A 14,191-nucleotide genomic window follows, 5' to 3' on the forward strand; every position below is an offset into this window, starting at 1 on the left:
TTCTTATCTCAATCATAGTCACGAGGCTAAATAATGCAACTGCCCAATGAGGCGCAATGAAGTTTGTTGTTGCAACAATTACAGGCGTGACTATACGCGCCCCAATCTTCTTATTTTTCACAATTTCGGCTATAGTATTTGAACCCTGAAGTTAATTACTGAAAAATGTCAAGCACCGGAACAAATTTAGTTCTCGTAAACATATGTTCTGTTAATTTTATTCAGATTTAATCGAGACTTAATCCAACAATCGTGTTTTAAATATAAATGGAATAATAAAAATTAACGCGTATCTACTGAAAAAGATGATTCTTATCTGGTCTTATAAAATAACTTAATTCATTAATTTACTTTAATATTATTCTATATTAATACTTTCTTCGAAGAGACAGCGACTCAAAATTTTCTGATATCGAGTGATTTTATCAAGAATCGAGTGATTTTTATCAAGGGATCTTCCCTATACAAAGATATCATCTCAAGCAGTCTCAAAACTACAGTTGACTCTACAGTTGGATATATATTCGACTTCAAGGTAAATGTATTCCTTAATTTCAGAATAAATTACGGTCTAAATCCAAAATCAACAATACAAATTATCAATTGTAGAAATAGGTAGAGTTTTGAGACCGCATGATCTGGAAAGTCCTTTTATTTCGGGCTCTTCTTCTCATTATCTTCTAATTTAATTTCCCGCTCCGTGGTTGCAATAGCATATACTTCACCTACTTCGTTTACCAGTGAAGTGGCGGTCAGCCATACATCCACTATCCTGCCATCTTTGGTAATTCTTTGGGTGCGGTAAGGTTCAAGAACCTCAGCCCGGCTAAGCTTTTTCACTATAAGTAGCTCTTTTGTTTTCCGATCTTCCGGGATCATGCTGCTAACATTCATTGAGATTGCTTCGGCTTCACTCCAGCCATAAATACTCTCTGCCTTTGGATTCCAGGCCAGGATGTTGCCTTCCATGTCCTGCAACGTTATAGCATCGCTTGCATCGTGCGCTACTGCAACCAGGCGGCGCATAGTTTCAGACTCATTAAGCCTCACCCGTTTCATCTCGGTAATATCCGTAAAAGTAATTACCGCTCCTTCAATAGTGTTTTCAAGAGTGCGATAGGGCCGGATGCCCAGCAAATACCAGGTATTCTCCTTAGTCTGGACTTCAATATCTTTGGGTATCAGGCTGTCCAGCACCTCTTTTATATCCTCTACCAGACGGTCGTAGCCCAGAAGGTTTGAGACAATATGTCCAACCGGCCTTCCAATGTCTGATGGGATCAGGTTTATCAAACGTGTAACTGGAGGAGTGAAGCGCATGATACGTAGTTGATGGTCCACAAAGATAGTGCCGATGCCTGTCCCAGCCAGCAGGTTATTCATGTCGTTATTGGCTTGAGACAGTTCAGCTACCCTGTTTTGCAGCTCGATATTGACCGTGCCCAGTTCTTCATTTACGGATTGCAGTTCCTCCCTTGAGGTCTCCAGTTCCTCGTTTGTGGACTGTAGTTCCTCGTTGACTGACTGCATTTCTTCGTTGGCAGATTTGAGTTCTTCATTGGAAGTTGTCAGTTCCTCATTAGAAGCTTTGAGGCTTTCTTCCTTGGCCTGTAGCTCCTTTTTTAGCTTTAAGATCCGTACATCCACATCCGTTTCACAGGCTTTTTCGCCAGCATCTGTGGAGATAGCCTTTTCGGTTTCGATCTGCTCCAACTCCAGCGTTTCCTCAAAAGTGACCAGGAATAAGTTTAGCCAGGTGGTTGTATCATGGTTTCGCTCTACAGGTCTTACTGCCAGATTAATTGTAGTGAAATTGCCGTTGGTTTTAACTCGCACTCTGGGATGAAACACTGGCGCTTTATTTATGACGGCTCTGTGCAAGGCCGTAGTCAGTTCTGATCTTAATCCCTCTCGAGCCATACTCAATATGTTCATGCCAACTTCACCCGAAGCTGGTTCAAGGTACATGCCAGTACGGCCATAAATATACAGGATATTACCGTGTTCGTCGATCAAAACACTGGCAGGAGCATAATATTGCAGCATTGCGTGTTCGGTTAGCTCGCGCAGTTTAGGTCTGATTTCGACAGGAACGTTGCCTGAAGGTTTTCTGGCTTCGCTTTTCATTGATGGTGAAATAAAAGTACCTATGGAAAGGAAATACTCACTGCTATGACCTCCTTTTTTAATATAGAGTTTTGACTTGCGGTCCAGTGTGTCAAAAAGATTTATGAACTCGCCCACATTTTCGGAAGGACCAAGAAAGAGAAATCCACCAGGGTTCAAAGCGTAGTGGAAGAGTGGAATTAGTTTCTTCTGCAGTTCTTTGTCCATATAGATCAGCAAGTTGCGACAACTGATGAGGTCAAGCTTAGAAAATGGAGGGTCCTTAATGATATCCTGTTCGGAAAAAATAACCATTTCGCGGATATTGTGATGAATATGGTAGTAGCCGTCTGAATCCAGAGTGAAGAAGCGCTTAAGCCTTTCAGAGGACATATCAGCGGCAATATTGGCTGGATAGAGGCCACTACGGGCCTTTTCAATAGCCTTACTGTCAATATCAGTGGCGAAAATTTGCACCTTGAAATTTTGGTCAAAATTATCCATCTGTTCCTGGAGTAAAATGGCTATGGAATATGCCTCTTCACCTGTGGAACATCCGGGCACCCAGATACGTATTGATGACTCTGGGTACTTGCCGACAAAGAGACATGGGATGACCTGTTCCTGGAGTGCTTCATAAACTTCAGGATTACGGAAGAAACTGGTGACGCCGATTAAAAGGTCATGAAAGAGAGCTTCCACCTCAGCAGGCTTTTGCTCTAAATAACGCACATACTCATCCACATTTTCAATATTTCGGATAGCCATGCGCCGTTCAACGCGCCGATTGATGGTACCGTATTTGTAGTGAGAAAAGTCATGACCAGTCTTGATGTGAAGAAAATTGAATATATTTTTCATCAGGCATTCAAATTTTGAGGTTACCTGGCGTGTTTTACCGAATACATAGGTAATATAATTAATGAGCTGTGCAGGCATCTCTTCAGGCTTCAGGATGTAATCCACCTGACCTGTAGCAATAGCACTAAGAGGCATATTGTTGTATTCGCTGGACTCAGGGGCCTGTGCCATTACCATTCCTCCCTCAGCCTTGATAGCCTGCACCCCTTTTGTGCCGTCGCTACCGGTACCCGAGAGGATAATACCGATAGCCTTTTCTTTCTTGTCCTGGGCCATAGAGCTGAAAAAGATATCAATCGGTAGGCGACGACCACGCGGTTGGGACGGCTCTATCAACTGGAGCACGCCGTCCCGAAGAACCATATCGCGGTTAGGCGGGATGATATAAACACAGTTAGGCTCAATATTTATCCAATTTGTAACTTCGTATACAGGCATCCGGGTAAAGCTCCTGATCAGGTCGGAAAGAATGCTTTTATAATTAGGATCCAGGTGCTGTATCAGGACAAAAGCCGCTCCGGGATAGGTGTCTGAGGGCATGGCTGAAAAGAAGGCTTCGAATGCAGCTAGCCCACCAGCCGATGCCCCGATGCCTACAATTGGAAAGTCCTTTTTTGGAGACTTATCCAGAGATACATCCAGAACAGAATTTTCTCCAGTTGAGATTTTTTCTATAGCTTGCGGCTTTTCTTTTTTTGACCTTTGTATTTCCTCTTTGCCTGTGGGCTCCTTCTCCTTGTCCGTGTTATCACATCCCTCTTAAATCACAGGTATTTTTCCTTACCAGAATATCCTAAGTTACGCATATTCTTTTAAAACGTTGTTCAGAAACATACTTGATCATCATCGGACATTGTTGCCAATTTTAATTGTGAAATATAGATTAACCCAATAGCAGGAGATCGCATATATTTTCTGTGTCTTTATGTCGCAAGAGTATGCCCAAAACAATGCAGGTGATAGATAATATAAAATGAATATGTAAAGATTACCTGCTCAACAAATATAAGCTAGAGGTAAGTGATACTTATCATTACACTACCTTCGCTAAAAATTGTCAGAGAATTCGAAGAACCTGTCTGAAAGTCAATAATGAATGTTACAAAGATATAACTGTTGTAAAGATACAGGAAGTCACAACAGGTTCGTCTGGATAGCTCATTTAATTGTCTGTAAAAAGGAAGAAAAGCTTGCCCACAAACCTTTTCAAAAAAGGTTTGATCGAAAAACTATAGCAACGACTTGCCCACAAACCTTTTCAAAAAAGGTTTGATCGAAAAACTATAGCAACGACTTGCCCACAAACCTTTTCAAAAAAGGTTTGATCGAAAAACTATAGTAACGACTTGATTACAACCTTTTCAAATGAAAGCTTGCCCACAAACTTTCTAAAAAAAGCTTGACCAAAGATTTTTTCAGAATCTGAACCACAATAAGTAGATTGCAGGAGCAAGCACGGCCCAGAGGAGAAGCGAGTAAACCAGCCCTTTTTTCCACCCAGACCTGAGAATCAAATAACTTGCAGCAAGAGCACAGCAAATGTCTGCCAGCATTCCCACAAGTGCACCTTTAGAAAGCTGTTCTGAGATCAGGAGCAGTTCGCTTCCTTTATAATCTATACTCAGGCCCAGAATTGCTGCCAGATATACTGCCGGGAAAGCTGCAAAAACTCCCCCCAATCTGCCTCCGAATTTCTTTGCAACAATTGCGGAAATTGCAACAGCGCTTCCTCCAAAAAGAAAACGAAGGAGAACCGGAAGTAGCTCTATGTTTAGCATTGTATCCCTTTCTGTGTACTGGAACGCTCTATATATGCAGTAATACAACTTTTTATGTAGTAATACAGCTTTTTATGTCGTAATACAACTTTTCTGGAGAATTATACTTGTTTTAAACTTTGCTTTAACGTTAATTTCCATATTTTTCCCTGATCTCGGATTCTTTAAGGACACTGAGCCCGAGCTTCTCAAGGATTTCGGAAATCTTTTTCCTTTCTCCGCTTTTCATGGATTTCCGGTCAAAATAAGCAAAATCAGCCTTTGATTTTTCAATTGCTTGTTTGATCAGGGCTTCATCCACAAATTCAAGCTTGTACTTGGGAAAATTGTGTCCAAAGGATATCCCGGTTTCAAGCAAAAGTCCGGTCTGGCGCATGGCATAATGCCCACCTCCAAAACCGATGGCAACTGGCACTTTTTCAAGGGAGACTGAAAGGATGGCTTTTGCAGCAACCTCTCCTGCTTCAGGATCTTTCCACTGCACTTCGGTGCTTCCTATTTCAGCATAAAGAGAGGGAACTAAAAGCTCAGTCGGCCCATGGTGGGTCACTTCAAGGGTAACATCGTACTTCAGGCCTTTTTGCTCAGCCAGGCGCTTCATTTCCATAAGGATGGACTTCATGGCAGCCGGAGAAGAGACTGCAAGAGACTTCGGGCAGCCTCCAAGCCTTGCATCGTCTGAGGGATTCCCTGTACAGTGTACAGTAAGGGAAGAAATCTCCTCTTTGCTCCGGTGTTTGGATGCGAAAATTATAAGGGAAGCTGGCAACCCTGCATTTTCGAGTTTCCTGTCGAGTCCGTCCTGGAAGACATGCATTTCCTCGATATCAATAAGCCTGAATTTTCCGTCCTGCGACTCCCTGGCCGCAGAGAATCCGGAGTTTTCAGGAAGCTCAAGGAGGTTCCATTCCATGAGGTTTAAAAGGTTGGTCTTAATGTTCTGGCTGGCAAGGTCGGGGGCAGAACAAATGATTGTTATTCTTGGGACCGGGTCTTCAAGGAGGTTTTTTTCCTGGCTCCCGGAATTTTCTGGATTGCTGTTTTCTTTCATTTCTGATCAATTCAAGTCCTTATCACTTTACGTTCCCTATAGATTTCGTTAAGATAGATAAAGCCAACCCCGTATCGCAGTCTGGATGTAGACCTGAATAGGCTATGAAGTGTTACCTTGAAAAATTAGAATCGATAAAGCCCGAAAGAAAACCGAGAAAAAACCGAGAAAAAAACCGAGAAAAAAACCGAGAAAATCATATGGAAAAAATGGAAAAGAAAGTCCCTATATTAAGAACCGGGGTAAGATCTGAGGTAAAAAACCTCCAGTGAAGAGTAAAAAGATATCTGAAGTAAAAAACCTTAAGTGAAGAGTAAAAAGATATCTAAAGTAAAAAGCAGCATGAACCGTAAGCGAAATGTAACTAAGGTAAAAGCAGCAAAAAGCATACTTATTTTAGAAAAACCTGACAGAAAAGTGCTTTCAGAAATATTTCAGAAAAATATTATTGGCAGAACCCTGCTCCCTGAGAAGCAGGAGTCTGCGTTTTTCTATAGAAAAAGTCGTTTGAAGTGCTGAAACAGGATTATCCAACGTGGATGTAAGAGTCCACAAGTTTCCTGATTTCTTCGTTCTTGCCGTAGAGTCTCTCACTGAGATTGTTGTCGTCAAGGCCTTCAAGGTAGTTTACGGTGTCGTTGATCATACCTTCGGAGAAGACATCGTATTCCATGAAGATATCTTTCAGTCCTTTCAGGGCCTGAGCGGACTCGTAGCAGGAAGCAGGCAGGTGCTCAAGCTGGGCAAGTCTGTCCTTGTGTTCGTCCTTGAAAATGTTGACATCGATGTAGAGCTTCTTTGCAACATCAAGAGCGTTGTTCATTTCAAAGCCGTGGCGGATACCTACAGCAAAGGCTGCCATCAAGAGGTAAAGGTCAGCTGAGGGGTCTGCTGCACGGAACTCAAAGGTAGACTTGTAGCTGTGGCTCTTGAACTCTTCATTATAGTTCGGGTTGGCGATAGCTACCATCTTGCTGGATTCTTCAGCGAACCAGCCAAGAGGCACACGGATCAGAGCAGAGCGGTTCCTGTCTCCCCAACAGATGTTGGTAGGAGCTTCCTGGTGAGGTACAAGACGCAGGTAGGATGTAGGAATTCTGTTTCCAAAAGCAGTAATTCCTGCTGCAATGTCAAGAAGACCAGCTATTGCAGTTTTTGCAGTGTCACTAACTCCGCCATTCTCGACCATAACGCTCTTTCCGTCCTTCAGGAGCTTCATATGGACGTGCAGACCGCTTCCGGCTTTTCCGACAGTAATCTTCGGAGCAAAGCTTACAATTACACCGTACTGGTCGGCAAGCATCCTGAGCATCCACTTTGCGATAAGCAGACGGTCAACAGTGTTCTCAAGTGCGTCAGTCTCAAATTCGATTTCGTTCTGCTCGTAGTAGTATTTGTCGTCAGTAAAGTTACCGACTTCAGAGTGTCCGTACTTGATTTTTCCGCCAGCTTCGGAGATGTACAGCATTGCTTCCTTTCTGAGCTGGTCGAATTTGGTGAAGGGATTGGACTCGTGGTATCCTCTCTGGTCAACGGCTGGGAAAGCCATATTGACATCTTCTTTGTTGGCAATGATGTAGTATTCGAGTTCACCCATTGACTGAAGTTCATAGCCTGTCTTCTCGATCAAGACCTGGCCAGCCTTCTTCATGACGGTTTCGGAAGAGCTTGCAAGAGGGCTTCCATCCTTGTCGAAGTAGGAACAGAGGATATCCAGGGTTGGGATTTCTTCAAAAGGATTCACGAAGGCAGTCCTGTATTTAGGGAGGATATAGAGATCGCTTGAGTCTGCTTCGATGTATGTAAAAAGGCTTGATCCATCGACTCTCTCACCAGCGGAAAGCAAGTTGTCAAGATGTTCTTCGTCTCTGATCACAAAGGCGAGAGATTTGAGTCTTCCATCTCCACCAATATAACGGAAAGTCAGCATCTTAATGCCGTTTTCCTTTATGAACTTTATAATATCTTCTTTGGTGAATTCGCTTGCTGGTTTGTTGAGGTACTGTACCAGTTTATTAGGATTCAATTCTACGGATGATGCTTTCATAATTATCCCTTCTTTTTTAACTGCAATATTCTAGATAACTGTAATATTCTAGGTATTAAAGCCTCATTTCAATACCAAATATTTTTCAGGCTCACGGATTGCCACATCGGCCATAATTTGGTTAACTCTTGCCTGCTAGGAAGAAGATAACTTACTGCTGTCTATATAAAGTTTTTCATTTTTTTATTTTTTTGAAAAAATACTATAAAAAAGAGAAGGCGGCACGGCCTCAGTTTAATTTTTTTAAAGTTAGCTTTCCCTTACCGAGTTAAAAGTCAGTTGAAATCCAGGGTTTTATTAGTTAAGGGTTTTGCCTAATAAATATATCGGACAAATACAATATAGTCATTAAATTAATCACTAAATGAGTCCAGTTGTCGGAATGATAGATGCAGACGGCTTTGTCTGAATCTTATTTTGAGTCGCTTTACTGCATTGGGGAAGTGGAGGTAAAAAATATGGAGATTTACAGTGTTCCTGAAATTGCCAGAGATGTATTCTGGGTTGGGGCAAAAGATTGGACCCGTAGAATGTTTGATGCCCTGGTCCCGCTGCCTCAGGGGACAAGTTACAACGCTTATCTTGTGAAAGGAGAAGAAAAAACAGCGCTTATTGATACCGTAAATCCTGGTTTTGAAGAGGAGTTCGAAGATAAAATAAACCTGGTTTCCAGCCTGGAAAAACTGGACTACCTGATTATGAACCATGCCGAACCAGACCATTCCAGTGCAATTCGTTATATTATGGATAGGGCTCCAGGCTCAGTGCTTGTTACGACTGAGAGAGGTGTGAAAATGGCACGCCTTTACCATGACCTGCCAGACGCCCGGATTAAAGTTGTTGCCGATGGAGATGTTATTGATTTGGGAGGAAAAAATCTGCGCTTTATTGAAGCTCCCTGGCTCCACTGGCCTGAAACTATGTTCACATATCTGCCTGAAGACAAAGTACTTTTCCCATGTGATTTCTTCGGAGCTCACACAGCACAGGGCGTTTACGACGAAGATCTGGAAGACCTTATTCCTCTTGCAAAACGCTATTATGGGGAAATCATGATGCCTTTTGGAAATATGGGGGCAAAGGCTCTTGAAAAAATTAAGGATCTTGATATCGCAATTATTGCGCCGAGCCACGGGCCTATCTATAAAACCCCTCAGCGTATACTTGAGCCCTACACAAAGTGGACTGCAGGAAAGACCGATAATAAAGCCCTGATTGTCTATGTTAGTATGTGGGGCTCTACAAAACTGATGGTCAGGACAATCGCAGAAACCTTACTGAAAGAAGGTGTAGATGTCAGAATCTATGACCTTGAAGTTGCGGATACAGGAGATATTGCAAGAGAACTGGTTGATTCCCGCGCTGTTATCATTGGAGCTCCAACTGTCCTTGCAGGCATGCATCCTCTTGCCCTTTACGGCACTTACCTGGTAAAAGCTCTCAAGCCGCCTGCAAAATATGGGGTTATACTTGGGTCTTTCGGCTGGGGTGGAGGCGCTCTGAAGCAAGCAGGAGATATTCTGGTTCCCTCAAAGATGGAAATTATAGGAACGCTTCAGGTGAAGGGCAAACCCAGTGAAGAAGATTTGAAAAAGGTTGAGGAAATCGGCCGAGAGCTCGCCAAAAAAATGAAAGCATAACTTGAAAATATGTACGTAAACTCGAAAATATGTACGTAAAGTTGAAAATGTACACACAAACCTGAAAATGTGCATATAAAGTTGAAAATGTGTGCACAGACCTGAAAATTTTTATTTTAAGCGCGCGTGTAAGGTATCTCTCAGACTGGTAAAATCCGGCTAGTCTATCCTGAGACCTTATTTAGCTTTATTCAGCAACTTTCTGTGGAGCTATTTAATGGCAAAACTTCCACATTCATTTAATGGTAAAACTTCCACATTCATTTAATGGTAAAACTTCCACATTCATTTAATGGTAAAACTTCCACATTCATTTAATGGTAAAACTTCCACATTCATTTAATGGTAAAACTTCTACATTCTCGAAAAGAGAATTTTTGAGAGCTAGTGAGTGGAAAGGAGCCGGTTAATTGAAAGTAATCACAGCTTCTCATAAGACAGTCTTTCTGACAGATTGAGGTTCCATTTTTATCAATAATACTTTTATGATTTTGTTTTTGAATTTTTCAAGTTTTGATGCGGGATTTTATTATGAAAGGGGAGTCAGGACTGAAAAAAGAACTGAATCTGCTGGAGATCACTCTGGTAGGAATTGGCAATATCCTTGGGGCCGGAATCTACGTACTTATGGGAAAAGCTGCAGGGCTTGCAGGCAATATGGTCTGGTTTTCTTTTCTGTTTTCCGGAGCAACGGCCACACTTTCTGCCTTCAGCTATATGGAACTCAGTTCCATGTTCCCAAAGGCTGGAGCGGAATATGGATTCGTAAGAAAAGCTTTTGGAGAACGCATTGGCCTGTTTGTGGGACTGCTTGTCATATATTTTGTAGTAATAACAAGTTCTGCAGTTGCCCTCGGGTTTGGCAGGTATTTCAGCAGCCTTTCCGGGAATGGATATTTAACAGGAACTCTGGGCCTTTTTATCGTTCTCAGCCTTATCATGATTTATGGGGTCAAGGAATCTGCCCGGCTATCTATTCTAATAACTCTTATAGAAGTGTCAGGGCTTCTAATTGTAATCTATACAGGCTTTCCTTACCTTGGAACGGTAAATTACCTAGATACTCCGGGCCTGGCAGGAATATTTGAGGCTTCAACTCTGATTTTTTTTGCATTTCTAGGTTTTGAGGATATCGTAAGATTATCCCAGGAAACAAAAGAAGCCGAAAAGACAACTCCAAAAGCCATGCTTATTGCGATATTTTTCACGGTTTTCCTGTACATGTGCGTGGCGATAACTGCCGTAAGTGTGCTTGACTTTCGGGTTCTCGGACTTTCAGGGGTTCCCCTTGCAGATGTTGTGGCTGTTTCTCTGGGGAATGAAGCTTTTGTCCTTATGTCCTGGATAGCCCTTTTTTCTACTATGAACACTGTACTTGTGGTAATGCTTGGAGGGTCAAGGATTGTATATGGTATGGCAGATTCAGGGTCACTTCCGGAAATTTTCTCCCGAATACACCCCAGTTACCGGACTCCTTGGGTTGCAATTTTAGGAGTTACCTTATTCTCAGCCCTGTTTGTGCTATTCAAAGATGTTGCGATCGTAGCAAATATTTCTAATTTTATGATTTTTATTGTCTTTTTTATGGTCAACCTCTCTCTGATAAAGCTCCGTTATACTGACCCCGGAAGAAATCGCCCTTTTAAGGTTCCCCTGAATATTGGCCGTTTTCCCTTGCTACCGTTTCTTGGAGCTCTCTCTACCGTATTTCTTTTTTTTCAGCTAAGTTTGGAAGTTATAACTTACGGCCTTATGTTTGCAGGAATCGGGATACTGGTAGTGCTGTTCAGAACCAGATAAAACCGGTCGGAAACACTTTGAATTTATTTGTAAACATATCGAATCTGGACTTTTGTAAAATGGATTAAAATGAGTTGCTTCCAGAGAATATAGATAAAAAAAGGTTTTATAACCTTTAAATCGTTTAATTAAACTCCTATTTTCTTTTAAATCCATAATGTTTCTTTTTTGGACAAAAATCGTTCTTGAAGATTCTGAGAATATCGAAGATTTCTCGTATCTCCTTCAGAGATAAACGGATTTCTGGTGCCTTTAATGAAAAAATAGGGTTTAATTGGATATTTTATTATGATATGACAATTTTTATTAAATATTTATTGATTTCAGTTATTTTCATGTCTTAATATTCACCGAGAATTAGTTTTATATACATAAAATCCTATTTGAATCGCTTTATTTCGTTCGTTATCAAAATAATTGATTATAAACTGAATAATCATTATAAATTATCAAGATACTAAAAATTATTAACTAGTAAGTACATAGTCTGAGCATATATCAGTTTTAATTTTAAAAGGGAGTAGATATGAGAAAAGAGCACTATGTGTTCCCGTTGGAGGATTTCGTTTCAAGAGACGAGTTTAACCGAATCAAAAAGTTCTCCCGGGATAAAGAAACCCCATTTTTAACTGTTGACCTGCAGAAGATAGAGCAAAGCTACGACGAGCTTGTAGAGCACATGCCCTTTGCAAAAATTCACTATGCTGTAAAGGCTAACCCTATGGATGAGGTTGTGCTTGCCCTGAAGAGTAAAGGCTCAAATTTTGATGTAGCAACGGTTTATGAACTTGATCAGCTTCTCAGGCTTGGGGTAGAACCTGAAAGGATCAGTTACGGCAATACTATCAAAAAAGAGAAAGATATAGAATACGCATATGAAAAAGGAGTGAGGCTTTACGTTACCGACTCGGATAGCGATCTGAAAAAGTTAGCTAGAAAAGCCCCAGGTTCCAGAGTATTTTTCCGTATTCTTACTGAAAGCGACGGGGCTGACTGGCCTCTCTCTAAGAAGTTCGGTTCGCACCCTGACCTGATATATAAACTCATTCTGAAGGCTGAAAAGTTAGGGCTTGAGCCTTATGGTCTTTCTTTTCATGTTGGTTCCCAGCAGAGGGACATTGGCCAGTGGGATAATGCCATTTCCAAATGTAAGTATCTTTTTGAGGCAGTAGCTGAAAAAGGCATAAATCTGAAAATGATAAACCTTGGGGGAGGTTTTCCTGCAAAATACCAGGCTCAGGCTCATGAGCTTGAGACCTATGCTGGAGAAATCCGCCGCTTTTTACATGAGGACTTTGGAGAAGAGCTACCTGAAATTATCATAGAACCGGGGCGCTCTCTGGTTGCTAATGCCGGTATAATAGTAAGCGAAGTCGTAATGATCTCCAAAAAAGCCAGGTTCAACCAGTACAAATGGGTTTATCTTGACATTGGCAAATTCGGGGGCCTTATAGAAACTCTTGATGAGTGCATCAAATACCCCATTTTCTGCGATAAAAAAGGTTGTGCTGAAGAAGTAATTCTTGCAGGTCCGACCTGTGATAGCATGGATATCCTGTATGAGCATCACAAGTATACGTTCCCTCATACAATGCGCGAAGGAAACCGCGTATATATCTTCACGACAGGCGCCTATACCCAGAGCTACAGTTCCGTGTGTTTTAACGGTTTCCCCCCACTCAAAGCCTATCTTATTTGAAAACCTACTAAAAGACTAATTTGAAAGGGTGGAGCACTGAAGGGCTTGAATGACCCAGACCTCCACCTTTTTATGCAGTCAACATAAGGCTCTTTCGAGTTCCCTTTTTCTCCGCTCAAGATAGCTGAATCTGCGGCGTGATCAACCATAATGATTGCAGGTCAAGAGGTATGGTTCCTAAATTAGTGCTATTTGCCTATAACTAACAGAAAACGAAGGACTAAAGATACTAAGGACTAAAGATACTAAGGACTAAAGATACTTTTTCTGGACTTAGATATTCTCTATGGTTATGTTGTCTTTGTTCAAGTCGGTTATAACTCTAATGTCCATGTGATTATAAAAGTAAATGAAGATTAAGAGTATAGAGGACTCTTAATTCCCGGATTGAATTGCATGAAGGGGCTCGAGAATTTTCAAAAAAGAAATTTTTATGGCATTTACTGCCAATTTAATGCATTAAATTTTATGTTTTGATCAAATATTTGAAGATCATTAAAAATTTCACCGCCAAACAAATACAAGAGCTGTTTGAAAATTCAGAATCCGAACTGTTTTTTTGGTCGGTTATGATATATATTCCCACGCTACTATAAGATTATAGATTAAGAGTAATAGGGTTTCCTCTTAATCTTTGGGTTGGATCGCAGGTAGGGACCCGGGAATAGGGACTCGGTAACCCTACCATCTACTTTTGAATTAATTTATAAAGCTATTTGCTATTTTTCATAATGTCTTTATTTCTAATAAACCTTATGACCGTTCCTAAGTATATATATTTATTTATTATGTAAGCACTATCTCTATTAATTGCCGTGAAGATTAAATCCTCTTTTCGTTTTCTTTCAGCTCTACCTCAACATTATGTTTATAAATTTCTTCTACTTTTGGGCAGGTTATGCATAAAGCCAGATGCACCAGACTCTTATACGAGAAAAGCAGGTTTTTAAAGAACGAAGTTAAATCCCAAAGTCTTTATAAGCTGTCCGACAATTACCTCTGGTAACGAAAGAATTCCTTCTTTTATGCACATCAAAAAGTTACAATAAGTCTAAATATCCGGGCATCCGTTACGATTTTGCATATTGCGTATTGTAAAAATTATAACAGGCAACCACTTTTTAGATAGGTTCTTAATACTTATAGTCTTTTTTCAGAGCATTTTGATCTTGTTAAGTAATATGAAAAACTTAGTTAGTATGTCCTAAT

8 protein-coding genes are annotated in these 14,191 nt (G+C 41.0%); 4 read left to right on the forward strand and 4 right to left on the reverse strand.

From position 1 onward, the window contains the following. Positions 1-651: 651 nt before the first annotated feature. Positions 652-3,507, reverse strand: a complete 2,856-nt coding sequence (locus tag FXW07_RS01440; RefSeq protein ID WP_229393432.1) for a CheR family methyltransferase — start codon at positions 3,505-3,507, stop codon at positions 652-654. Between FXW07_RS01440 and FXW07_RS01445 the strand changes: the two genes are divergently transcribed. Next, positions 3,506-3,730 (forward strand): hypothetical protein, encoded by a 225-nt coding sequence (locus FXW07_RS01445; RefSeq protein WP_229393433.1) that lies wholly within the window; start codon positions 3,506-3,508, stop codon positions 3,728-3,730. The genes FXW07_RS01440 and FXW07_RS01445 overlap by 2 nt on opposite strands. Positions 3,731-4,382: 652 nt before the next feature. Here the strand turns inward: FXW07_RS01445 and FXW07_RS01450 are convergent. From FXW07_RS01450 to FXW07_RS01460, 3 genes are all read right to left on the reverse strand, one after another. After that, on the reverse strand, positions 4,383-4,745 hold the full coding sequence (locus tag FXW07_RS01450) for a DUF3147 family protein (protein WP_048154554.1): 363 nt from the start codon (positions 4,743-4,745) through the stop codon (positions 4,383-4,385). A 130-nt stretch (positions 4,746-4,875) separates the two neighbouring features. Beyond that, positions 4,876-5,796, reverse strand: coding sequence for a D-aminoacyl-tRNA deacylase (locus FXW07_RS01455; RefSeq protein ID WP_229393434.1), 921 nt, complete (start codon positions 5,794-5,796; stop codon positions 4,876-4,878). Between the two features lie 526 nt (positions 5,797-6,322). Next, on the reverse strand, positions 6,323-7,843 hold the full coding sequence (locus tag FXW07_RS01460) for a glutamine synthetase family protein (RefSeq protein WP_229393435.1): 1,521 nt from the start codon (positions 7,841-7,843) through the stop codon (positions 6,323-6,325). 458 nt (positions 7,844-8,301) lie between these two features. On the opposite strand from FXW07_RS01460, the gene FXW07_RS01465 reads away from it, so the two are divergent. The 3 genes from FXW07_RS01465 (at position 8,302) to FXW07_RS01475 (ending at position 12,982) form a co-directional block, all read left to right on the forward strand. Continuing rightward, positions 8,302-9,483: an FprA family A-type flavoprotein gene (locus FXW07_RS01465; protein ID WP_229393436.1), complete on the forward strand. Its 1,182-nt coding sequence runs from the start codon at positions 8,302-8,304 to the stop codon at positions 9,481-9,483. A 531-nt stretch (positions 9,484-10,014) separates the two neighbouring features. Beyond that, a complete protein-coding gene (locus FXW07_RS01470; protein ID WP_229393437.1) occupies positions 10,015-11,283 on the forward strand; it encodes an APC family permease in 1,269 nt (422 codons plus the stop codon). Positions 11,284-11,809: 526 nt separating this feature from the next. Next, on the forward strand, positions 11,810-12,982 hold the full coding sequence (locus tag FXW07_RS01475; RefSeq protein WP_229393438.1) for a type III PLP-dependent enzyme: 1,173 nt from the start codon (positions 11,810-11,812) through the stop codon (positions 12,980-12,982). Positions 12,983-14,191: the final 1,209 nt, after the last annotated feature.

Origin of the sequence: Methanosarcina sp. DH1 (assembly GCF_020804205.1) — an archaeon.
GTDB classification, from domain to species: Archaea; Halobacteriota; Methanosarcinia; order Methanosarcinales; family Methanosarcinaceae; genus Methanosarcina; species Methanosarcina vacuolata.